Source organism: Clostridium sp. 1001271st1 H5, from assembly GCF_005845215.1.
Lineage (GTDB): Bacteria > Bacillota > Clostridia > Lachnospirales > Lachnospiraceae > Enterocloster.
Genome location: NZ_SPHO01000001.1, coordinates 146,189 through 171,049, shown reverse-complemented (window position 1 = coordinate 171,049; position 24,861 = coordinate 146,189). Strand labels below are relative to the sequence as shown.

Sequence of the window (24,861 nt, the reverse complement as noted above, 5' to 3'; positions counted from 1 at the left end):
ACGAGCTCTCCTACAACCTCTACCTCTATCAGGTATCCATCGGGGGTAACTGCCGTGGCCACATATGTTCCGCTTCCTGCAAACATGCTGCCCATCATATTGTCCACACAATTGGCCATATATAAACACGCCCGGTAATGTAGCAGTTCTCCATCTATCATTCCATCCCTAAATGCTGCATAATCAAAATCTTTGACTTCGTCCAAGATTTCATTTATGAGGGCATTCATCTCCGCATCAGAAATTGGTTCTTTGGATGAAAAGACTATGATTAATATATTCTCTAGTTCAGCTTCCTTTACATAGACAGCTACTCGCACCCCTGCTACATAGCTATCGCAGTACTTCTTCGCCGCTTTGCCGATTTCCGCTGCATTATCCATTGCTTCTTCTAACGCAGATGAAAATCCACTGCTTTTTACTTCCGGCATTCCTTTTCCATAGCTATCATGCGATGCCGCATACGATGGTATAGGATTATAATCCTCTGAATCTCCCTGGTAAGAGGCCGCATAGCTGGACCCCCAATGGCCGCTAGGGTCAATATAATTCAGCGGACTGTTTTTTACATATGCATACCGGTTTAAGGTCAATGGGTCTGTTAGATTACCAAGGTACGTATCTTCCTGGAAAAACCTTCCTTTGCTTGCATTATAATATCTGGCCCTCAGATATTCAAGTCCGGTGTTCGGATTGTAACTCTCAGCATTATAACCATAGAAATCTACACGTTCCGTACTTCCCAAGGTTACCTGCCCATACGGGTCGTACTGGTACACATGGGTCACCATGCCGTTATACCAGGTCTGGCCTGTTACGCTTCCGCGCCCGTCATTCAGATAATAATGCATCTGGTCGCATACCACACTGCGGGCCTCTATCCAGTAACTGTTCCTGGACACCCTGCGGTTTCCCGCATAGGTATAGGATTCCCTTGCACCGCTGTTAACGGTATAGGCGGTCAGGGTTTCCGTATACGTCCGGTTGATGTCGTTCACATATTCCGTCAAATCATAGGCTCGTCCGGTCTTGGAGCAGATATAGCTGTACAGCTCCCCTTCTGCGGTCAGGCTTCCGTCCTCATTCTGATTGTGCTCCGGAATGAATACCTCGCCGCTTACATTCTTTCCGTATCCGCATACGGCTGCCGGATTGTAGTTGAGCTGGAACGCCCGGTTCCCGTCTCCGTCATAGGCCATGGCAACCAGCAGCTTTTGAGGGTCATAGACTGCCGTCAGCCGGTTCTCCGTATCGTACTGGTAACGGACTTCCGCCTGATTTCGGTAACACTCCGCCGTCATGTTTCCATTGGCGTCATAGGTGAAGGTATACTTCTTCGTCAGGTTGCCCTCGCATATGGTTGCCTCGGTCATCTGGTTATCCGCGTTATAGGCGTATGTGTTCTGCCAGGATTCCAGATAGCTGTTCAGCTTCTGTTTCTTAGCAAGGATACAGTTTCCGGCCTGGTCATACTTATAGGTATAGGTCACCTTGTCAAACTGGCTCTTGCTCTCCCTGCATTCTGTCAACTGGCCGTCCGCATCATAGGTAAAGGTCCGCTGGGTGGTTTCCCACTGCGGATTCTGGTTCTGCCATGGATTATCCTTCTCATGATAGCATTCATCCCTGGCTCCGCCCTTGTGTCCGTAATCCTTTTCGGATGTAAACAGGCACTCCTTTGCTGTCTCGCCGGATATCAGGCCCGCGTTATCATAGGTATACTTGTAGTCCGATATAAGGAATCCGCATACACACTGGTTCTCCAGCTCCGTCACCTGGTTATAGGCATTGTAGGCAATGGTGGTCACGGTCCCTTCCGGACGCTCTACCCGGACCAGTCGGTTCAGCGGGTCGTAGCTGAAAAGGATTTTCCTGCCGTCGCGGTCCCTGATTACGGTTATGTTGTCGTTCTTGTCATACTCATACTGGACGTCCTTCCCATCCGGGTACAGGATTGCCTTCAGGTTGTCGGACCCGTCATAGACGTATTCCACGGTCTTCCCGGAGCCATTGACCGCTGCCTTGAGGCGTCCCAGCGAATCGTAGACATAGCTGCTCTCTCCGGTGATATCCTCCATGGATATGCGCTGCCCCATGGCATTGTATCCCATCTGTACCGGGCGGTCCGTCCCCTTTCCCTGTGCATCCTCATATGCCTTGTCCGCCAGTCCGTTCAGCACGTCATAGTCATAACGGATGGTATCTCCCTTCGGGGTCATCCTGCTGATTTGCCGGCCCGCCGCATCATAGGCATAGCTTTCTTTTCTGCCCATGGACGAGGTCAGCGACGTCAGGTTGCCTTCCAGGTCATAGGTATACTTGGTGGTATGAAGCAGCGGGTTTGTCATGCTGGTCAGATTCCCCATCACATCATATCCATAGCTGGTGCTGTAATTCATTGGGTCTGTCACCTTGGTCATGTTATCCAGGATGTCATAGGTGTAGCTGGTAATGGCTCCATCCGTGGCAGTCTTTTTGATGATGTTTCCATGTCCGTCATACTGCAATGATGTGGTCAGGCCCATTTTGTCCCGGAGGGCTGTCAGGCGGCTGCCCGGGTCATAGGTAAGTTTCTCCGTCTGTTTCAGCGGGTCAATGGTTCCCGTCTGCCGGTTGTCCTTATCATATTCCCTGCTGTATACATATCCCTTGGGGTCTGACAGGGACGTCATGTTGTAATTCTCATCGTAATAGTAATTGGTGGTGCGGGCTCCCGGTTTCGTCATGGCCGTAAGGTTGCCCACTAAATCGTAGGTAAACCTGGTGGCCTTTCCTTCCGGGTCCACGCTTTCCTTCAGCTGGTCAGCCAGGTCATATCCATAGGTGTACTTATATCCCATGGCATTGGTCTTACCGCTTAAGTTGCCCCGGATGTCATACTCATAGGTTTCCGCGCCGCCCCTGGCATTCACGGCTTTGGTCATGCGGTGCATGATATCATATGTATATGTGCTGGTCCGGTTCATGCTGTCGGTCTCACGGATGATATTGTCCGCCTTATCATAGGTAAACTCCCTCACATACCCCAGCGGCGTCTGTATGGAAGTCAGACGGTGTACTGCATCGTACTCATAGGTGTATTCCCCGCCGTTCTTCTGGGTGAGTTTGGTGACCTGGCGGTTCAAATCCACTTCATAGCTGGTCACATTGCCCCTGGGGTCCTTAACCGCCGTAAGCTCATCGTGCTTATCGTACTCATAGGATGTCATTGCGCCCTTAGGCGATACTTCCATGGTCAGGTTGCCCATCACATCATACTGGTACTCTGTGATTAGGCCGATGGCATCCTTTTTCTTGGTCATCCTTCCCAATGGGTCGTAGCGGTATTCCTCCCTGCTCCCCTCCGGTGTGGTATAAGCCAGGAGTCTGGAGAGCTCATCGTACTCATAGGCCGTATTGTTTCCGCGTCCGTCTGTAAACTGTACCAGACGGTCAATGGCATCGTAGGCATACGCTGTCTGGTTTCCTTCAGCATCCGTGCTGGAGAGCAGGTTGCCCTTGGCATCGTATAAAAATGTGGTGGAAGCTTCCAGCGGGTCCGCCTTTTCCGTCAGGCGGTTGATGGCATCATACGCATAATGGTATGCTGCCTCCCCCGGTTCCATGGTTTCCACAAGATTGCCCACCTTATCATAAGCGTAAGCAGTGACGGTTCCATCGGGCTGGGTTACGCCAATCAGACGGTCCAGGGAATCATATCTGTACTTCGTGGTCCCTCCGTCCGGGGCAGTTACGCCGATGAGGCGGTTATACCTGTCGTATTCATAGACTGCCTCCCTGCCAATGGTATCTGTCTGTTTTATCAGGTTTCCGCTTGTATCATACTCATAGGTCATCTTATTTCCGGCATTGTCCGATGCGGAAATGACACGGTCCATGGCATCATACTGGTAAATGGTCAGGAGCCCGGCTTCATCGCGCAGCCTCCGGAGGCGCCCGCCGGCATCATAACCCATGATGAGGGCATCCCCGTCAGGCATGGTAATCTTAGTGACATTGCCTTCCTCATCCATCTCATAGAGGTATTCACCTCCCATGGCGTCTGTTATCTTGCTGGTTCTTCTGAGGGCATCCTTTTCATATGCAGTCTCTCCCTTAAGCGCATCCGTTATCTTAATGACATCCCCCAGGGCGTCATGCTCGACTGCTGTCACGTACCCGGCTGCATCTGCCTGGGCCAGGAGCTGCCCCAGCACATCGTAATGGTAATCCGTGCTGTGGCCATTGGCATCTGTTTCCTTCAAAAGATTTCCGTTCAGGTCATATTCATGGGATACCACTCCTCCCAGGGCATCGGTCATCTCCTTCAGCCGCCCCGCTGCATCATAAGCATAGGTGGTTGTATGCCCTTTTGCATTGGTTTCCGATATCCGGTTTCCAGTCCCATCATAAGCATAAACCGTGATTCCCCCTAATGGGTCTTCTGCACGTACCAGACGGTTGTTGTGGTCATAGTCATATTTGTAAATGCGGCTGTCATCATCCTTGATACGGACGATATTTCCATTGCCGTCATAACTCAGTTCCGTTACAAGTCCGTTCTGCGCGGTTACTGTGCGTACACGCCCTGCCCTGTCATACGCATAAGCCACCTTGCCTCCATCTGCATAGGTGATTCCGGTCGCGTTCCCATTCCGGTCATAGGCAATATGGGTCTTGGCGCCCTGGCGGTTGGTGATGAGGGTCGGGAGCCCCAGCACGGTATCATACTCGTAGGCCGCTGCATAACCCCTGCGGTCCTTATCGGAACGGATATGCCCGGCCGCATCCAGTTCCAGGCTGTTCTCATGCCCCATTGCATCCGTGACCTTTATCTGACGGTCCCTGGAATCATAGCCATAAGTAGTCACACTTCCCTTTGCATCCGTTTCCGTGATGCGGTTGTAGTTACCGTCATAGGCATAGGTAAGGGTATTGCCCAGGGCATCCGTTCCCGACAGAATGTTATGCATCCGGTCATAAGTAAAGTCTGTCCTGATGTCCATGGCATCCGTTATTGACAGCACTTCTCCTGCGGGGCTGAATTCATACCGGGTCACTCCGCCGTCAGCCGCCGTGGTGGCTGTCTCCCATCCATTGGCGTTATATTCATGAGTGGTGGTATTGCCTTCTGCATCCGTGGTGGCAAGAATCCGGTTCATTTCATCATAACTGAAGGTTGATGTATTCCCCTCACCATCTGTCATGGATGCAGGTGCGGAGCTGTCGCCTTCATAGGCAAACGCAGTGGTGCCTCCGTTAGCATCCGTAATGCTCTCCAGCCGGTTCAGGCTGTCATATCCATAGGACGTGGTATTTCCTTCCCCATCGGTCCGTGCAGTCAGATTTCCTGCCTCATCATAACTGAAATGGGTGGTATTGCCCATATAGTCGGCAGCCGTAAGCATCTGGTTTCTCTCATTGTAGGTAAAGGAACGGCTGCTTCCATCCCCTCTTGTCTCGGTCAGGACATTTCCTTCAGCATCATAGGTGTAGGTGGTCACATTACCCATTACATCCTTTTTTGATGCACAGTGTCCGTCATTGTCATAGGCGGTTTCCTCTGCGGAACCATCCGGGTACACCACCTTGATTGTTCTTCCAAGGTCATCAAAGTATACGGTTGTCACGTTGCCGTTATTGTCCGTCATGACCGTATGGCCGTCTGCGTATTCCAGGGTGGCCGTGTTCCCGTTTGCATCCTCCTGGACCACCACACGGTGACTGTCATCGTATGTATTCTTTGTGACACAGTTTCCGTTTTCATCGTACCAGGCCGTCATGCCGTGGCCATCATCATACTCGTACCGGCGTTCATTGCCGGCCGGGTTCGTGACAGATACCAGGTCCCCTGCTTCATCGTATTCATAGGTCCAGGTCCCGCCGTCCGGCTGCACCATCTGTGTAATCCGGAACTCATCATCCATGGTAATGTCCATGGTGTTTCCGGATGGGGATATGACCTGAAGAAGACTGTATTCCCTGTCATAGACATAGGTGGTCCGGTGTCCCTTAATGTCCTCCCTGTACTCAATGAAGCCCATGCCGTCAAATACACGCACCGTGCCGTCAAGGGCCGTCATCTTCCAGCCGGCCACGCCGGGAAGTGCCGGAACATCTTCCTCTTCTCCATCCCCCTCACCGGGTTCTTCCGGTTCCTCATAATCATCCCGCAATGGGGTTGTCCGTGAAGCATTGGATGGTGTGGCTGCGGATATGTATTCGGAATCCAAGGACGCGCGTCCGGTACCATAGTCCATGTCCTCATCGTCATCATTGTCATCGTCTTCCCTTGAACCGTAGTCAATATCCAGTGAATCCATGGGTTCCAGAACCAGGTCCCGGCCGTTTTCCGACCGGTACACATCCCCGTCCTTTTTAAAGGTGACATAGGCCCCGTCCTCACGCTTGAACAGAATCCTGCCGTCCCCTAAGAGGGTCAGCTTCTCGCCAAGATTTGACGACCAGCCCAGGCCAAATTCGGAACGGCCGTCAGGTATCAGGGAGTTATAACTGCGGTTCAGCCCGAAGGCTCCTCCCAAATCCTCCATCTGCATGTCTTCCTGCCCCATGTAGAAGTTCCCGGAATTGATGTTCACCGGTTCCAATCCCATGAAACACTCCGGGTTAAGACCAAGAAACAGTCCCCATAAAAGGTAAATCTCCATGGCAGTGAATGGTTCCGGGGTATACGGGTCCGCTGTCTGCGGTTTCCGGACAAACAGGTATGTACCCGCCTCTGTCAGCTGGTCCAAATACAGGCGGTTATCCCTCGCTAGCACGTTGGGATTCACGCCGTAATGCTTTGCAATACGCTGTGCAAGGTCATGAAGCTGCACCTTGTAAATCAGAAATGAGTTCTCCTCATCCTCCGGATAAACATAAGTCTCGTCCGGACTGTCTCCGCCATCTTCCCCGTCCCCGTTATCCTCACCGGAAGCAGTGAATGTCACAGCGAAATTGTAAATGGTATCGCGGAGCAGTCCCTCCACCGGATATCCGCTGCTCTCCCAGTTGGATGATTTCACAGGCGGGTAATGGCTGGGCAGGTCTGCCCCCTGTTCCGTGAAGTCCGGATATACAATACTTCCCTCTGCTGCTGTCTTGCGTTCCGTCTCACCGTCACCGCCAATCAGCGCATATGCCACTTCCGCCCCGCCCCTTGTGACACCATGGATGATGACACCGGTCGCGGACCGCCCCATTGCATCTGTATTGATAATGGAGGGGATTACCTTGGCGGTTGACTGGTCAAGGGCCATGCCCGCAAGGTCCACATCCGGCAGTTCGCCGTCCCAGTCCACGGTCAGCCTTGGTCCCTTGGCCTCGCTGTCGCGGTTATAAAACCGCTCCGCCAGCATGATTCCCTTCCCTGTGTCGTTTGGGCCCTCTACCTGGGCTTTTATGGCAAATCCCACCTGCAGGGTCTGGTAGGAAAGCCAGCTGTTAAGCGTTTCCGTCACATCAAAGCTCAGCTTCTCATCAACGCCGGGGGCGGTCTGGAATATATCCTTTTCTTCCACCGGCGGCTTCGTGTTCCAGGTTATGCGGTTTGCATCCCATCCATCCGCGGCTGAGGCTGCAATGGGAACAGCCAGCTGGAATACCGTCTCACCGTCACTGTTATTTGTCATGGCTGTCAAATCCAGGCTGGCGCTGGTAACCTGCGCACCTGCCTGTTGGAAGAATGACAGGAGTGTGGGGCAGTTTGTCTCATTGAAGGCAATGTAGAGACGTGCATTCTTCATTGAGCCGTCCACATAACCTGCATAGGCGGGACCGTCCCAGTGATAATGCTGTTTCGGCGTTCCCTCCGCAACCATGCAGAGCAGGAATTCATTGGCCGGTACATACTGCCCCGGGTCAATCCGTACCGGATAGGCCCGTTCCTCATCCTCCAGCCAGTCCTTATCAGCCGTCACCCTGATTGTACGTCCGTTTTCCCCGCCGGCCAGCTTCAGGCTGATGTCTGTAGACATCTCCCCGGCCGCATCCACCATGACAGGCGCATTGACTGCAAATATGGGCTCAGTCTTTTTATCCTTGTAAATAATGATGCCGTTCTCTGTCTCGGATGCTTTCAGGCCGGGTATCTTAATCTTATAGGTGAACTCATTCCGGTTGGTCTTTTCCAGCAGTATGATGTCCTCCTTGACCATGTTTCCAAGCATGGTATACTGGACATCCACATGTTCAAATACATCGCAGTACCGGATTGCATTATTGGATACCGTGCTGTACTTAAAGGACCCTGCCTCCGGAATGATTTCCATGGATTCCCCGTCCTTTTCCAGGGTGATGCCTTCCCCGCGCTTCATCTTTTCAGGGAAATAGACCTTCAGGTCCCCTGCGGTGTTTTCATAGACCGCGGAGGAATCAAACAGTGAAAACAGGCTTAAGCCTGATTCGGATTCGGTCAGGCTATTATCAACCTCACACAGATTCCCGTCCTCATCCTCATACAGTCCGGAGTATCCTCCCATGATGGTCGTAAATTCCCCGTCACCGGTCTGATACGTCCGGTAATATTCATTGAACTGGACCAGCTCGCCCGCAGGCTCATTGATTTCTGAATCAATGTCATAGAAGTCCTCCGGCTCCCGCAGCTCCCTCTCTGCATCGGATGGAGTGGCAAGGTCCGCATCTGGAAGTTCCAGCTCCTCCTCCGGAAGAAGTTCCTCCGGCAGTATCTCCTCTGGCAGTGTCTCTCCCGGAATTATCTCCTCCGCAAGGCTTCCATCCGGCAGTTCTCCGGGCTTTCCGCCGCTATGGCTGCCTCCGCCTCCGGCACCACCGCCGCTCCCGGATGGGTCTGTTTCTTCTTCCGCATCCGTTAATCCATCGTCCTTTCCGCCTTCTCCCGGTTTAGCGGCAGTGCCATCATCCTTATCCTTTCCGTCACCGGACGCGTCTTTGTCCTCCCCGCTGCCTCCGGTGTCTGCGCCGCCTCCGGTATCTGAGCCACCTCCTGTATCTGTACCGCCCCCGGAATCTGCGCCGCCTCCGGTATCTGTACTGCCTCCGGTATCTGAGCCGCCTCCGGTATCTGTACCGCCTCCGGTATCCGTGCTGCCTCCGGTATCCGTGCCGCCTCCGGTATCCGTGCCGCCTCCGGTATCCGTGCCGCCTCCGGTATCCGTACTGCCTCCGGTATTCGTGCCGCCTCCGGTATTCGTGCCGCCTCCGGTATCTGTACTGCCTCCGGTGCTGCTGCCAGTATCATCATTGCCGGAATTGCCTGCATCCCCGTTACCGGCGTCATTGGAATTTCCGCCGTTGTCTGCACCTCCATTGTTTCCGGCACCTCCTGCTCTGCCGGAACTCGCTGAACCTCCGCTGTCTCTGGAACCGCTGCTGTTGCCGCTGATTCCAACCTCTGACAGGCTTAATGCCTCCGGCCTTTCAAAAGATACCAGACGGGGGCGGTTGCTCATTGCCTCTGCTGCGTATGCAACCAAAGGCGCAGTACTTGGCGCCAATAAGGAGGCCGCCAATAGCAGACTGATGGCTTTGCCTAAAATACGTTTACTGCCGGGCCTTTTTCTCACAGTGTTCTTCTCCTTTTATCTTTTTGTAAATAAGCGCTTATCTCATTCCCAATTTACATATATTTTTATTCATAATCAACAAATGTGCACGAATTGTCCGTTTTTTGCACGAATTGATTCCCAAACAGACTCTTTATATATGGTATTGGGGACAAGCTTATACAGGAAATTGAGAAAATTGCCGGTCGGATTGGATTTGTAAAAAAATAAGATGGAGGCCGCCGGCACATTGCCTGCAGCATCCATCTCATATAGATTCATCCCATGTATATACTTTATGATTCCTTATACTTTCCCTGCCATCACATATAATTCCACTCCAGATAAATTTTTGTCACTGATTCATAATACGGTTTGCTGATTGTAAGGAGGGTATCATTCGTCAATACGATTTCCTTCTTGTATAAAAATTTCACATGCATAATATTGACAATGGCTGTCCTGTGGCAGCGGACAAATTGGTGCGGAAGCCGCCCTGATAATTCGGACAGGGCAACCTTATGTGAAATTCTGCCCGACTCAATGACAATGTCTGTGTAATGGGAATCTGACTGAAAATAAAGTATGTCCTTGTAGTAAACTGAAATCATCTGTTCCCTGTTCTTATGAATATACTTTGACCAGTACATCCTTTGATATGCCGTCTCCATGCATCTGCACACATTTTCGTAGCTCACCGGTTTCAGAATATAGGCAATGGCATTTACGCTGTATCCTTCATATACATAGATATCGTGAACCGTCAGAAAAGCAATGGGTATATGGGAACCGCGCTCCTTCACCTGGCGGGCTGTATCCAGGCCGTCCAGGCGGCCGTCCAGTTCTATGTCCATGAAAATAATATGATAATCCGTTTCATCTACCTTTAAGAATTCCTCTCCGCTGGAAAAATATCTTATGCCGATTTTGCATCTGCCATCTTTTTCAGCCCATAAATTCAGTTTTTCCTCCAATTGTTTTCTGTACATTTCTTCATTTTCAATAACCGCTGCCTGTATATATGACATGTTTACCTCTCATCCTTAATCGGTATGGCAATAATCAGGCGGAACAGGTTTTTTCCGGGAGTTACCGAATAAATTCCGTCCTGCCGCTCTGCAATCCTTATAATTTCCTTCAGGCCGATACCATGGCCCGGTTCTTTCTTGCGGCTGTCCAGGTTAGCTCCGTATCCCTTATAAATACCGTCACAGCTGTTTTCCGCCCTGATGTGAAGATAATTATTTTTTACATGTATTTCCAGCCCAATATAGCGCTCACTCCTGTCTTTTACATGGCTGCAAGCCTCGATGGCATTTTCAAGTATATTGCCGAACAGCACTGAAATGCTTATATCGTCCAAAGGCATGCATTCACAGCGCTGGATTATGTACCGTACCCTGATTCCCAGGCGGATTGCCTGCATATACTTACCGGCTAATAAAATATCGAGCACAATGTTCCCGCTAAGAGCTATTACGCTTGGAACATCCATCGTATCAACATGCTGTATAATGTATTCCTTAGCCTTTTGGAAATGGCCTGAATCAATGAGTCCCACTGCGACCTGTGCATGGGTTTTGATGTTATGGCGCCATACTTGCATTGCCTCTGCAGCGCTGCGTGCAGTTTCATACTCCATTTCCCGGGATTCTGTCTTCTGCTGCTCTGTCAGAAGAATGTTCTTTTCCTCGCATACCCTGGCGAACCAGATGATAATGCAAACCATGGATATTTCAATCAAGAGCAGAAGGATACATACTATGTCCGCCATAATTGATATGTCATCATAGGCTTCCAGCTCATTAATGGCAACCGCCATATTTGCAAACTGGTCCAGGAGAAACAATGCTCCCAGGGTAATGGTGAGGACCATAACCCTGGCCTTTAACGGCAGCACCATACGGTTCCGCCGGAGGCAAATCACCCCCCATATAACCAGAAGATTGAACAGCAGATAAATCAGTACAAACAGGCCCCGGTCCGGACCCGGACCCAATATCTGATTGAGACTGCCCTGACAAATGACATCAAAGCCCCTGAACACCGCCCGTTCGGAAATCAGGACAGACAGCATGTAGATACATCCCCACGCAATCCTGGCAGTCCTGTTTCCGCAAAAACAGCAGTAAGAATACAGGACATGCATACCAGTGACCCATGCCAGCCGTATAACCGGATGAAGCAGGGACGCCTCAATCAACGTGACCGATAAGGCCAGAATGATGCATCCGGCTGCCGGCCGGCTGAATTTTCCTTTCACAGTTCCCAATACATTGCTTAACAGGAACCAGCACAATAATGCCTTCATAAAATTTATCAGGAATTCTTCCATTTTCTCATGCCCCTCCCATAATTTCAATAGGTATCAGCCACCAATTCGCGCAAAAAACGGACCATTCGTGCCAAAACCAATATTCCCCCCTTCCATGTGCCGTAATACGCTGCGATAAGTAAAAGAGTCTCAAAAAATCCCCCTCCCCCCTTATCATTATACCAATGAACCAGTACCTCCTGTAAAGGAGTTTTTAGAAAAAAATGTATATTTTTAGTTTTACTGATGCCTGTCAACGGGAAAACATGAGAATTTAAAAAGGAATCAACCACCGGGCATCCATTCCCGGTATTGATTCCTTTTATCTGTCTTTATTTACATTTTACTTTCCCCTGCTGACCTCTGCCGTGCGCTCTGTCATGCTTTCCTGCCTGTGCCTTCCCCAAAAGCAGACAGTTGTATATCTCCCAGTTTCCGAATGTCCTCAAACATCTCCTTCCACAGCTCATGTCCCCGTCTGCTGCCGTAAGCAGACACCTGTGTTGCCTGGGGATGATAGAATTCAATGACCGGAACCTGCCGGTCCGGCAAAGGCAGGATAAAATACCGGTATGACCGCCCATTTACCCTGGTCCGGCGGATATTCCCCGGATTCATCCCATATATTTCCATCAGAATGTCCATGTTGCTTTTGTGTCCCCCGGAACCCATTCCGCATGCAATCATCATATCCGGTTCATACAGCCCTATCTGGTCCCTCAGAAGACCGCAGTGGCGGGAATCCTCCGTGATATGGTCCAGTTTGTTCCGGTCTGTATAATTCATGCCGTAATCCTTCATCAGGTTCATGACTGCCAGAGAGCGAAGCAATTCGCTCCGTTTCTGCCTGTCCAGATATTTGACGTCATGGTACTCCGTATCAGGACTCAGCAAAACCTGTCCCCACCTGGCAATATTGTTCCAGGTCTTCCACCCGCTGCCTGTCTCAGCCAGCTCCCGCCTGAAATCATTGTGGTACTTTGCACCGGTTCCCCCGTTTTTATCCCTGAGCACAAACAGGAACCGTTTTCCCTCCGGAAGCCTTTCCCATCCGGCAATATCCACGACACCGTCTGCAACAATTTTCTCCGGCTCCCGGGCCAGCTCTTTCCAATTCTCAAAAAGCCTGTTTTCCTCTTTGCGTATGTCACGTTTATTCATCTTCTCCTGCCATTGGTCCATTTTTTCCGCGCTCTATTCTGCCGGGACACGGCCGGCGGAATTGACAAAAACACGAATTTCGCATTTTTCGACATATTTATATCAATTTTGTCGTCTGTTCTCCCTTGTCAATCCCCTCCTCTGCGTTTAACGTATCATTGGTAACAAAAACCAAGGAGGGATAAATATGAAATACGAAAGAGAAATCAGTAACCTGCTCCGGCGCCTCGGTGTCAACAACTCCTATGTAGGGTTTCGTTACACAATCTACGGCGTCAGCAGAACCGCCCAGGACCCTACATTGCTGGCTTATATTTCCAAGGGTCTGTATGTGGATATCGCTGCCCGCTTTCAGACATCCATCGGATGTGTGGAACGGAATATCCGCACCCTTATCAATACCATCTGGTTCCACGGGGACAGGAGGCTTTTAAACGAAATCTTTAATTTCGAGTTGAGCCAGAAGCCCCGCAACGGGGCGTTTATTGATGCATTGGCTAATTATGTAGCGATGGGAGGTGCCAGTGATGAGATTGCGGATTCTTATTACCAGCAGGAGGCGGAATAATACCGCCCCGCTTTTCCCCCTTTTTACATCGCGGTACACGCCGCAGCCGGATGCAAGGATACGGCCGGCGCACAGAAGCAGCAAGACGGAACACCCGGACAAAGCCTTCCGAGGTCCGCCGCTGCCGCCGTGATACCCTCGGACACCGTCGGTCCTGTCTGCACTGATTACATTGATTACAATCCTCTTTCCGTCAGGATTTTGTCAAATTTCTTTTCAGATAGTATTTCGTGGGTTATAAACCCGCCATTATAAAACAGACTGAAGGTTGTAAATGGTACCGGACAATTTTGAGCCTGTTCCCTTGTGAGAATATGAACGGACCGGAATTCCGCATTTCTCTCTTTTGCCATGCTTTCAAGAATGGGAACATACTTTGCCGTGAAGGGACATTGACTGGTATAGTATATGGTAAAGCCATTCTGCATGCCTCTCTGTTCTGTTTCTTTCACAGAAGATTTAAAGCAGGGTTTTGCTGCATTTTTATCAAACGGCAGGTACATCAGTTCAAAATAAGGACTGGCTGTATCCGCTGTCTCAAACCCTTTGTACCTCATATATTTAGGGTCTGAAAGAAATCCCATTTTCTTTTTGGAGGATAAGATAACAAGTCCTTTTTTTCCTTTGGCTTTGCTGTCCCTGATGCACTCTTCCAACAGAAGATTGGAATACCCGTGTCCTTTAAACTGCCCCGATACCCACAGGCAGTCTATATACATATAACCCTCCGCCTCTATGGGCGCCCACCCATATTCAGCGGGTATATATTCAATAAAGCATTTTCCCCGTACATTGCATTTTAAAAAGACAAGCCCCTCATCCAGTCTCTCTTTTAACCATGCTTTTTTCGAAAGCACCTGGCAGTCCTTATTATTTGCAATGGCACAGCAAATGTGCTCTGTTTCAAGATTTTCATGCGTCAGTTTTATCAGTTCCATACCGGCCCTCCACTTTTTGTCCATCACATTGACATGGACTATATTTATACCATTATAAACCTAAAGTCTCACTTTGTATTGTACAAAATGGTACAACCCTGCATGGCAGACTACGGCTGCACCTTCCGCACAGGTCTGATATACTTAAAATACTGCTCCGGATTATAATAAAAATACATGATTCTGCCGGGTGTGGTATCAAGGCAGCAGCCTGTTTCAGTGTAATCAAATCCTGCCATTGCCTTTTCTATCTTTTCTTCCACAGTGCGGTTTTCCTGTTCATAATCAAAGGGCCCGTGTTCAAATACAATATACTCTGCTTCAGGGATATCAGCCAAAAGCATCTGCTGCGGCACTTCCCCTTTGTAATCATATGGAAGCCGTACCCCCCAGCACTCTGAGCGCAGAAAACCCCAGCCGCAGAGCCGCCCGTCCGGGTCGTTCATATAGGCCATGATTTGGCCGCTTTTACAGTTTGCCTCGCTCCCGCCTTCATCGTCCAGTTTTCCCTTGATGCTGTCCAGCAGGCCGCAGATTGTATCGTAGTCCTGCCCCGGAATAAGATTTTGTTTCTGCCAGAAATCCCAATATCCATTGCTCTCACGGTTTTTGATATACAAAAATTTGTGAGCGGGTATGGTTACAAAATAAATTTTAACGCCGTCTTCTGATTTAATCATGCCGATTTCTCCCAATCCTAAAAAGTAGCGGTCAAAGGCGCTTATTTTTGTACGCAGAACCACAGGCTTAGGGTTCTTCCTGTATTCACTGGGCGTCGCACCGTATGTCTCCTTGAAAGCCCTGGTAAACGCTTCATGGGATGAAAAACCATAGTCAAAGGCAATCTCCAAAAGATTCCTCTGACTGTCCCTGACCTCTTTCAGGGCAAAGGCTAACTTCCTGAGCTGCAGATAGTTCCTGAACTGCATACCCGATATCTCCTTAAATTTTCTGGATGTATAAAATTCAGAATATCCCAGGCTGCGCGAAAGGAAACGCAGTGACAGAGCTTCATCGTTATAGTCTTTTATACATTTGTCAATTTCATCTACAATCATCTGAATCTGCTTCTGCCACTCGTACATTTGTGTGTTCACCTCGTTTCAACCGCTCTGTGTCCATTATAAGGCATACGGAAGAATCATGCTTGATTTTACTTGCTGTCCGCCGCTGAGCGCAGACAATCAGCTGTCAGGGTTTTTGCGCTCTGAATCATCTCCAGGGGCGTTCCTGAAAATACTACTTCCCCGCCGTTTTTCCCTCCGTCGGGACCTATGTCGATAATCCAGTCCGCCTGTTTCATTATGTCAAGATTGTGTTCAATCACCACCAGGGTATTTCCGCGTGACACAATCGTATCAAACAGCTTAAGCAGATTCTGGATATCAGACATATGCAGCCCCGTGGTGGGCTCATCCATCACAATGATGCTTCCCTTTTTTCCCAGGTTCTTTGCCAGCTTGATTCTCTGGCGCTCGCCGCCGGACAGGGTGCTAAGAGGCTGGCCCAGTGTCAGATAGGATAATCCCACCTGCTGCATTACCTTTAAATGTCTCCTGATTTTGGCATCCCCAAATAGTTCCATTGCCTGCGATGCGGTGAGTCCCAGCAGCTCCACAATATTTTTTCCCTTGTAGGTGCAGGCAAGGGCCTCCTCATTATACCGCATACCGCCGCAGGCCTCGCATTCCGTCACAACCGGGTCCATAAATGCAAGCTCGGTCACCGTAACGCCCCTGCCGCCGCACACCGGGCATGCCCCTGTGGAGTTGAAGCTGAACAGGCTTTCCGGCCTGTTGTTTTCCCGTGCCAGCAGCTTCCTGATTTCATCGAAAAATCCCAGATAGGAGGCCGGGGTGGAGCGGCTGGTTGCCGTAATAGGCCCCTGGTCTATCATGACAATACTGTTTTCATACTTCCGGGCAAAGACCTGGGCAATCAGCGTGGTTTTTCCCGAACCAGCCACCCCCGTCACCACGGTCATGATTCCCAGCGGAATGTCCGCATCCACATGCTTCAGGTTGTGGAGACTGGCATCCCGGATTGGCAGACTGCCCACCGGCCTGCGGGGCTGCGCTTTTACCGGCAGGGACTGAACCATGGCCCTGCCCGTCAGGGTGCCGGCCCGGAGCAAATCCCGGTAACTTCCCTGAAACACAATTTCCCCGCCCTTCTGTCCTGCCATTGGACCCACGTCAATCACATGGTCTGCAATGGATATAACATCCTTATCATGCTCCACCACCAGTACCGTATTTCCCTTGTCCCGGAGCTGTCTCAGCAGGTTGTTCATGCGGTACACGTCACGCGGATGCATTCCGGCGCTGGGTTCGTCAAATATATAGGTCAGCCCGGTCAGGCTGCTGCCCATATAACGCACCAGTTTCAGCCTCTGTGCCTCACCGCCGGAAAGGGACGGTGTTTCACGGTTCAAATGAAGGTAGGGAAGGCCAATCTCAATCATCCGGTCCAGGCCCTCTATGATTGTCTGCACCAGCACCTCCACTGTCCGGTCCTCAATCTGCCCCAGAACCTCACGCAGCAGTGTCAGCTCCATCTCACACATATCCGCAATGGAATATCCGTTTATTTTACAGGCCAGCGCCGCCTGATTCAGCCGCTTTCCATGGCAGGCAGTACATTCCGTCACGGCTGTTAAGTGCTGTGACTTTTCCCGGGTGTGTATGCTTTTGCCGCTGATGTCCCGGTTCAGAAGGGTCTTGGTGTACTTGTGGAACAGCCCGGTTACTTTGGGATGTTCCGGCTGGCCGGCGCCATCCCGGGATCCGTATAAAAGAAGGTTGTATTCCTCCTTTGAATACTCTTTAACGGGCTTGTCCAGGTCGAACAGGCCTGATTTGGCATACTGCTTCCAGTACCAGGAACCGGGACGGTACAACGAATCCTTCACACAGCCCTCATTCCAGGATTTATGCGGGTCTAATATTGCTTCTATATCAACGGTTGTGATTTTTCCAAGACCGGAACAGGTTTTGCACATCCCGCTGGGATCATTGAAGGAAAAACAGGAAGCCGTGCCTGCATAGGGCTTTCCAATTCTGGAAAACAACAGCCGCAGGCTGGCGTACAGGCCGCTGATGGTGCCCACGGTGGAACGGGCATTTCCCCCTAAGGGCGACTGGTCCACCACCACGGAGGCCGTTAGATTGTCGATGCGCTCCACTGCCGGCTTCGGGTACTTTGGCAGCCTGGACCGCACAAATGCCGGATAGGTGGCACTCATCTGCCGCTGTGACTCGGCGGCAATGGTATCAAAAACAATGCTGGATTTACCGGAGCCCGATACCCCGGTAAACACCGTGATTTTCTCCTTTGGAATCCTGAATGTGACATGCTTCAAATTATTTTGTGTAAGTCCGTGTACAACAATATCTGCCATCTGTCCGCACCTCGTTTTGTTTTATGTACGACTGTAAGATTACAGTATATCAGAGGGCCGCTGTTCTTTCATGATATTTTTTGCTGTATTTTTTTCCTGCTGTCACCAATATCTGCCAAGTTATCAAAACCCGGAATTGCTTACTGATGCCATGTTAGGATTCTCTCCGTCAGCTCTCTTTCTTCGTTCCGTCTCATACAGGCTCAAAAAACCGGCCCTGTCTTTAGCAAAGAGCTTTTCCAGTTCATAAGACAGGATAAAAGGGTCATAGCCGCTGAAAACATTGGGTATGTATTGATACAGCTTATCCGCTATATTCTGGACATGCCTGATATCAACACCCACCATGTTATAAATCTTCTTTTCCGTATATATCTGCAGCTGCACAATAAAGGGACCTCCCTTACGGCCAACCTGGGCGCATATCCAATAAATTTTATCGCGCGGGATTGCAGTTATCTTGGTTCTGTCGCCGCAGAGCAGCAGGTAGGAAGGCGTCAGGACGATTTTCTCCCCATTTGGTTTCTTTCCTTCTCTGATTTCATAAATATACTCCTCCACCTGAATCCGTCCCTCTGACGCCTCCTGGTCAATTATCTTTCCCACGGCCTCCCTGGTTTTTCCCTCAAAGGGCAGAATTAAATTTTCACCGTTCGCAGCCACCCGCCTTGTTTTGAATAAGCCTGCCGCCATGGCAAGAACCACAATCCCGGTACAAATCTTCAGCAAGAAATATATTTCCCTGCCGGACGGGTCGCTGGCATCCAGAGAGTCCTTTAACAGGAGAATGAGAATCACAATTAAAATTAAAAATACAGTGAACGTCCTGAAAAGTATTTTTCTCGCAGCTGCATTTGCATTTTTTGATTCCTGTGCAAGGTATCCTTGTGTCATGTTGTATCTCTCCTATTCTTTATTCTGCCCGTCCGGCAGAGCAGAAATTATTTTTTCAAATGCTTTTGCCACCTCTTCATTCATGACTGGCAGGCCGATACTGTCAAACATAAGGGAGGCATATCGTAGTTTGGCTTTAAAATCTTCTTTTGTATCCATGAATACAATGGGTGAAATCCACATATTGAGTATGACGGAAAGCAGCTCCGCAATGATGTTCGGTTCTTTCACCCGGATGGTTCCGTCCTCCATCCCCTCTTCTATCAATTCGCAGAACATCTCCACAAGGTCATTTTTTGTAAAATCCATATAGGCTGCAACCAGCTTCGGATTATTAATAAATGATTTGGACAGAGGAAAATAAACATCTGTCTGTTCATCAGCTGTCACTGCATACACAATCATCTGCCTGATTTTTTCCAGGGCCGGCAGCTCTTTATTTTCTTTGATTTCCTGAAAGGGAACTGTTTTTTGAAACATATATCCCATAACCGCATTTACCATTTCCGCCTTATCTTTGAAATGATGGTATATTGCCCCGCGCGTCATTCCAATAGCATCCGCTATATCCTGCAGCGTGGTCTGCTCATACCCCTTTTCAATGAACAGCATCATGGACCGTTCCAGGATGCTGCTTTCCGTGATTTCCGGATACTTATTTCTTCCCATGCTGTCACCTCTCCTTATAAATACATGATGTATGTATTTAATATAGCATAAGTTAGCTCCTGCGTCCAATCATTTCCGTCTGCATACACACCAGTACATCCGGGATAGCTGCTTGGAGTATTGTTCCATTAAAGCAGACAGCTGCGGCTCTCCTTCCATGGTCCGCTTGTAATTCACAAAGCCGGACACAGTATGCCCTTCCTCCCCCATGTCCAGCATCCTTTGGATATCATTGAGAATGGACGAGGTAACTATAAGATAGTCTTCCATCTGTTTTTTGTCCAGGGCCTTTGTTCTTCCGGTATGTATCAGGAATATCATCTGCTCTGTTTCTGATATCATGCGCCAGGATATCTGGAGAAGGTTTCTGATAAAAGCTGCTTCCTCATTTCCAAGCTTCTTTATATATTGAAGTATCTGGTTGTGAAACAGATGGTAATGAATCTGGACATCACAGATAATACCATAATCAACCGTATTTGTTAAGCTGTCCTCCAAAAGCCTGAGATAAACATGGTGCATATGAAACAGCTGGCATAGATTGTAGCGGAACTGTCCCTTTTGGTGGGTGGGAAAAACAAAATAGTTTACCAGCAGCACCAACGCAATCGCCATCCCAACATAGACAATCCGCAATTCTGCAGCCAATGCCTGAGGAAGCGCCAGGGTGGTAAGGGTCAGGGCAAAGCAAGTGGAGAAAATAGCCTGCTGCCAGGTACCTGCTGTTTCCATATAGAGTCCCACAGCCATGATTGAAGCCAATACAAAATGCCATCCTGTCCCGTGAAATATGGGAAGAAGAAGCTGCAGTATCACGCAGCCGATGATGGTACCGATAAATCTGGCTTTCATCCGGGAGGCGCTTTCCTCGTACATTGGACGCAGCAGCAAAAATGCGTTCAGCGCCAGCCAGTAACCATGGTTTGCCTGGCTGGCCAGGCTGTAGGAGAACCCAATCGCCAGGACAATGCTGAGGCGCAGCGCGAAACGTGTCTCGAACATATCCAGTCTCATCCCATGAAACAGCTTCCTTAATGGATGGTGGCAGCCGGGCAGTTTCCAGCATTGGGATGCTTCCCTCTGCCTCATCTGCTCCATCTGTTCCAAAATCAAAAGGAACAGGCGCAGGAAATTCTGAACAAACAGGTACGGAATATCATCCCGGGTTTCTGCCTCTGCCATAAGTGCTTCTCCCTTTTCTTTCAGCCGGTTCTGGTCTGTCTGCGCCCACCGGGAACGCATCACACCAAAGCCCCCTCTTCCAATGGACTCTATGTATCCGGCAAAACGCAGCAACAGTTCATGGCAGCTTTCCTCCCTTAAAGACGGCGCCTGGTATGGATTGGTCAGAAAATAAACCGCTCTCTGGAACAGCAGTGCAAACAGGTATTGTATTTTTCCTCTCGGACTTACCACATAGGTCAGGCCGCGGGACTTATACGCCTCCTGGTACAGACTGTCCAGAATTGAAAATGCATCCTCTGCCGGCTGATTGGATACGCCTTCTGACCCGATTCCTGTATAAACAGCCTTCGCCAAAAGGAGCATTCCCTTTTGGGCCAGGGTAAAATCATTCTTCTTATTATTAAGCAGTGAGCAGATTAACAGGGCCGCAGACAGCATTGCCATATTATAAGTCAGGGCCGCCATTTCCATCCCCAGCATCTCCCACCCAATGGGCCGCAGCTGCAAAAAGACAAAACACATGGCGCTGGCAAAATAACCCTGCTGGTTAAACTGCGTGGTCTTAAGAAAAACCAGCAGGAAGGGCACAGTCAGATTCAGGACAATGCAGAACGGCAGGCCAAGGGATGCCGTAAAACTGAGCAGAGCCATTAAATACTGTGTGCCAATTAAAGATGCCAGCTGTCCGGGTGTCAGACATTTTCTATGGTTTATCTTAAATAAAGTGGCTGATACGGATACAAGAAGCGAATAAGAAATTCCAAACAATACTATGGTTGAATAAAATAGCAGCAAGAAAAAAAGGATGACTGGCAAAGCCCCCTTTAATTTTAATTGGGTCTTTGCCAATCCTGATTTTAAAGTATGTTTCATGTGGTTTCGGTCATCTCCTTCTACTAAAAGAGATTATACAACGATTCGGAAGAGATGTCACCCATGATAACTGTCTGCACCACATTTATAAACCGGCGCAGGGTTTTGTCGTGTAATTTTTGTCCAGGCAAATCTGGCAGGAGCCGCCGTAGCAGCCCTCCGTGTATCTGGTCGGCTCAATGGCATGGGGAAGTCCTTCCCGCCTATGGAGCCTTCGTGGTCCGGCAGGCTTTTCACCCACTGGATGTCTCCGGCTATTTAATGTTCATATTGTTTCGCCATCTCATTTTCCCCTCTTTCATAAAAATCCTTTTGTTATCCCTGGAGCATTAAATATTTCTTGCAATTTCATACGCATTCCAGATTGCATACATAATGTTATGTACCTGTGCGGAATCGCCGATATTGTAGACCGGTTTGTTCAAATCCCGAAGGGACTGGTACAGCTTATTTTCGGATTTATAACCGACCGCGGAAATGACGGTATCTGCCTCCAGAATCATGTTCCTGCCGTCCTTTTCCACCGTAACTTTTTTACCGTCTATGGATTCCACACACGCCCTTGTCATCACCTTGATATGGTGGAATTTCATCAAATCCGTCAGCATGCTCCAGTTCATAAAGGGCATACCGTGAGGCCCTCCCAGAATCTGGTCCAGCATTTCCACAACCGTTACTTCTCTCCCCTGTTTTGCAAGCCAAAGGGCTGTCTCGCATCCTACAAGTCCGCTGCCAATGATGATTACCCTGGGACCTGCTTCTTTTCTTACCATGCGAACATCATCCGCCGCAACAGCGTCCTTAAGGCTCTCCTGTCTATAATCACAGGAACTTTGTCCGGATTTGAACTACGACTCATAAAACATCTTAATGCCTGCAAACATATTGTGCAGCATCTCTCAGCTCATTTTCAGCCAAAGCCTTCCAACTATCCGCAAACTCCTCCCATTTCCCTTCCATTAAATATTGTGCGGCCTCCCCGGTCTTACAGATATAATCCTCTGTTAACCTGTCCCTGCCGTTGTAATAAATTGAAAACGGGTATCCCCAAATCAAAAAATATGCCAGGTTATCATAGCATTCCTTTACCGCAGCCAGAGGACAGAATTCGCAGATGAATTCAAATGCCAGCTGGAAACAGCGCCGGTATTTGTTCTGATTAAACATGCGCATGAACTCATTTACCAGGTAATCACAGTCTTCTTTTCTTACATTTTCTATTACATAAAGAAATACAGGACGCATGGTTATGGTCATAAACTGAAGGCTTTCCCGGTAGTAGCGGAATCCCTCCCTGATTTCCGGCCGGTTAAAATCAATCTCCCTTACCTCCGTGCATATTTCAGAAACCTTTCCCCGATGCAGACGAATCACACCAAGGCTGTCCAAAATGCTAAGTGTGCGGCGCAGCGTCCGAAATGACACGTTTAATTGGTTTGACATAACCGCCAGAGAAGGCAGGCATCCCCCAATCGGATAGATTCCCTTTATAATATCCAGGATAATTCTGGAAGCCAGCGTATAGCAAATCTGCGGCCTCTGCCAGTATACATTCCAGCGGAATGGGATTTCTGCCCTTCCCTTAAGGTCATATTCTTTTTCCGCCTGGGAACAGAAGGCCATAAGATAGTCAACTCCCTTATCAAAGTCCCCCTCAAATGCTTGCCTCATAAAACCTGTCTCATCCGTTTTTTCATCCATTAGAAACTTGCTGTCTCTTGACTTGTGTGTATCATGGACGGAGAGATAAGGAAAACGCAGATACCGGAGCATTTCCCAATAAAAATTCATAATCAGCCTGTTCTGCAGCGCTGCAAACGCATAGATATGGAGACGGGTTGATACGGACAGACTGATATTCCCTGCCATAGCTATCTTCTGCTTCAACCGAGACCATGTCTCCAAATCCAGCTTTGTCTGCACGTACTCCCATATCGGTTCAATCAGCAGCTTGCCGGACAGGCAGAAATCCAGTATTCCCGCCTGCCTTGGAACAAAATAAAATGCCGCGTTTTCCCTGATATGAGCGTCTGCAGTCTGATATATGACCCTGGCAGGTTTCCTGGGCTCAATCTGTATATATCTGTTCTCCTCCAGCCGTGCCAGCGCAGCCCGCACGGTCCGGGGTGCCATCTGGAAGCTTTCACCAATGCGCGGAATAGACGGAAGATATTCGCCATACCTGCTTGCCCCCATCAGGATTCTCGTCTCATAATAATCATACACCAGATTGTAAATCATTTTTTCACTGTCTGCCAAAATTGTCTCCCTCATCATGTGTCTGTCTGTGAACCGCAATTATTTTTTATTATACCATGCCTCCTTATTCAGATGTACTATTTTTTTGCAGAAAACGGCTGATTGTTCTGTACAGTGCCTCCACATCCAGAGGCTTTGCAATATGCGCGTCCATCCCCGCCCGCTCACTCTCCTCTTTATCCTCATCAAATGCATTGGCCGTCATGGCAAAAATCGGAATATGGAGTGCATCCGGACGTTCCAGGCATCGGATTTGTTTTGTAGCCTCGTAACCATCCATAACCGGCATATGTACGTCCATCAGGATTAAATCGTAGTATCCGGGTTCTGACCGTGAAAACAGCTCCAGCGCTTCTTTTCCGTTTTCAGCAGTGTCTGTCGCAGCGCCTGTCATCCCAATCAGTTCAACTGCAATCTCCATATTGATTTCATTATCTTCCGCCAGAAGGAAATGTCTGCCGGTGAAATCAAACTTCGCATGACTTTCCGTCTGATTGGAAGCTATACCGGAAAATTCCGTTCCCTGTTCCAGAATACCCCCCAGCCCTTCTTCCCTGTCTATTCCAAAGGGCAGTTCCACCGCAAACGTGCTTCCGCTTCCAACCTGGCTGTCAACCCAAATCCTGCCCCCCATCAGTTCCGTAAAACGTTTGACAATGGCAAGCCCCAGTCCTGTTCCGCCATATTTCTTTGTCACTTCGGAACTTTCCTGTTCAAAGGATTCAAACACCTTTTCCAGATTTTCCTCTGCAATGCCGCAGCCTGTATCTGTAACCTCAAATTTCAGGCGGATTTCACGGCCTGTCTCAAGGACTTCAGATATCCGCAGCCTGACAGTCCCCCCTGCCGGGGTGAACTTCATGGCATTTGACAAAAGATTATTAAGAATCTGATTCAGCCGCAGGGAATCACCAATCAGGCTGCCGCCAATCTCATCTTCCAGGATTGTCTCATAGTTAATACCCCGAATCTCCGCCTGGCCGTAATAGCTGGTACTGATTTGCTCCAGCAGGTCCTTTAGGTAAAATGACTCTCGTTTGATTTCAATCTTACCGCTCTCTATCTTCGACATATCAAGAACATCGTTTATCAGG

At 49.3% G+C, this 24,861-nt stretch carries 13 protein-coding genes and 1 pseudogene; 1 reads left to right on the top strand and 13 read right to left on the bottom strand.

Translation table 11 applies throughout. The features are described 5' to 3' along the window. From FGS84_RS00655 to FGS84_RS00640, 4 genes are all read right to left on the bottom strand, one after another. On the bottom strand, nucleotides 1–9,527 hold a 9,527-nt coding region (locus tag FGS84_RS00655; RefSeq protein ID WP_138305822.1), incomplete at its 3' end, for a DNRLRE domain-containing protein. A 302-nt stretch (nucleotides 9,528–9,829) separates the two neighbouring features. Beyond that, nucleotides 9,830–10,534 carry a LytTR family DNA-binding domain-containing protein gene (locus tag FGS84_RS00650; RefSeq protein ID WP_138305821.1) on the bottom strand — a complete coding sequence of 235 codons (705 nt, stop codon included), beginning with the start codon at nucleotides 10,532–10,534 and terminating at the stop codon, nucleotides 9,830–9,832. A 2-nt stretch (nucleotides 10,535–10,536) separates the two neighbouring features. Then, nucleotides 10,537–11,817 (bottom strand): sensor histidine kinase, encoded by a 1,281-nt coding sequence (locus FGS84_RS00645; protein WP_171042510.1) that lies wholly within the window; start codon nucleotides 11,815–11,817, stop codon nucleotides 10,537–10,539. A gap of 381 nt (nucleotides 11,818–12,198) precedes the next feature. Continuing rightward, complete coding sequence (locus FGS84_RS00640) at nucleotides 12,199–12,981, bottom strand: hypothetical protein (RefSeq protein ID WP_138305819.1); 783 nt, start codon at nucleotides 12,979–12,981, stop codon at nucleotides 12,199–12,201. Nucleotides 12,982–13,168: 187 nt separating this feature from the next. Here FGS84_RS00640 and FGS84_RS00635 point away from each other — a divergent pair, with 187 nt between their 5' ends. Next, nucleotides 13,169–13,549 (top strand): sporulation initiation factor Spo0A C-terminal domain-containing protein, encoded by a 381-nt coding sequence (locus tag FGS84_RS00635; RefSeq protein WP_138305818.1) that lies wholly within the window; start codon nucleotides 13,169–13,171, stop codon nucleotides 13,547–13,549. Between the two features lie 176 nt (nucleotides 13,550–13,725). Here the strand turns inward: FGS84_RS00635 and FGS84_RS00630 are convergent, their stop codons facing one another. The 9 genes and pseudogenes from FGS84_RS00630 to FGS84_RS31325 all read right to left on the bottom strand — a co-directional run bounded on the left by FGS84_RS00630 (nucleotide 13,726) and on the right by FGS84_RS31325 (nucleotide 24,839). Then, nucleotides 13,726–14,487: a YoaP domain-containing protein gene (locus FGS84_RS00630; RefSeq protein ID WP_138305817.1), complete on the bottom strand. Its 762-nt coding sequence runs from the start codon at nucleotides 14,485–14,487 to the stop codon at nucleotides 13,726–13,728. A gap of 110 nt (nucleotides 14,488–14,597) precedes the next feature. Further along, a complete protein-coding gene (locus FGS84_RS00625; RefSeq protein ID WP_138305816.1) occupies nucleotides 14,598–15,572 on the bottom strand; it encodes a helix-turn-helix transcriptional regulator in 975 nt (324 codons plus the stop codon). A 68-nt stretch (nucleotides 15,573–15,640) separates the two neighbouring features. Further along, a complete protein-coding gene (locus FGS84_RS00620) occupies nucleotides 15,641–17,887 on the bottom strand; it encodes an excinuclease ABC subunit UvrA (protein WP_138305815.1) in 2,247 nt (748 codons plus the stop codon). Nucleotides 17,888–18,010: 123 nt separating this feature from the next. Beyond that, a complete protein-coding gene (locus FGS84_RS00615) occupies nucleotides 18,011–18,781 on the bottom strand; it encodes a hypothetical protein (RefSeq protein WP_138305814.1) in 771 nt (256 codons plus the stop codon). Between the two features lie 12 nt (nucleotides 18,782–18,793). Further along, a complete protein-coding gene (locus FGS84_RS00610) occupies nucleotides 18,794–19,450 on the bottom strand; it encodes a TetR/AcrR family transcriptional regulator (RefSeq protein ID WP_138305813.1) in 657 nt (218 codons plus the stop codon). A 69-nt stretch (nucleotides 19,451–19,519) separates the two neighbouring features. Then, nucleotides 19,520–21,286 carry an FUSC family protein gene (locus FGS84_RS00605; RefSeq protein ID WP_243129791.1) on the bottom strand — a complete coding sequence of 589 codons (1,767 nt, stop codon included), beginning with the start codon at nucleotides 21,284–21,286 and terminating at the stop codon, nucleotides 19,520–19,522. Nucleotides 21,287–21,837: 551 nt separating this feature from the next. After that, nucleotides 21,838–22,284: pseudogene (locus FGS84_RS00600) on the bottom strand (FAD-dependent oxidoreductase); the annotation flags it as partial. Between the two features lie 91 nt (nucleotides 22,285–22,375). After that, complete coding sequence (locus tag FGS84_RS00595; protein ID WP_138305810.1) at nucleotides 22,376–23,767, bottom strand: GntR family transcriptional regulator; 1,392 nt, start codon at nucleotides 23,765–23,767, stop codon at nucleotides 22,376–22,378. A gap of 64 nt (nucleotides 23,768–23,831) precedes the next feature. Then, the gene (locus FGS84_RS31325) at nucleotides 23,832–24,839 is read right to left on the bottom strand and encodes an ATP-binding protein (RefSeq protein WP_138305809.1); all 1,008 of its coding nucleotides are present in this window, start codon (nucleotides 24,837–24,839) and stop codon (nucleotides 23,832–23,834) included. Nucleotides 24,840–24,861 lie beyond the last annotated feature (22 nt).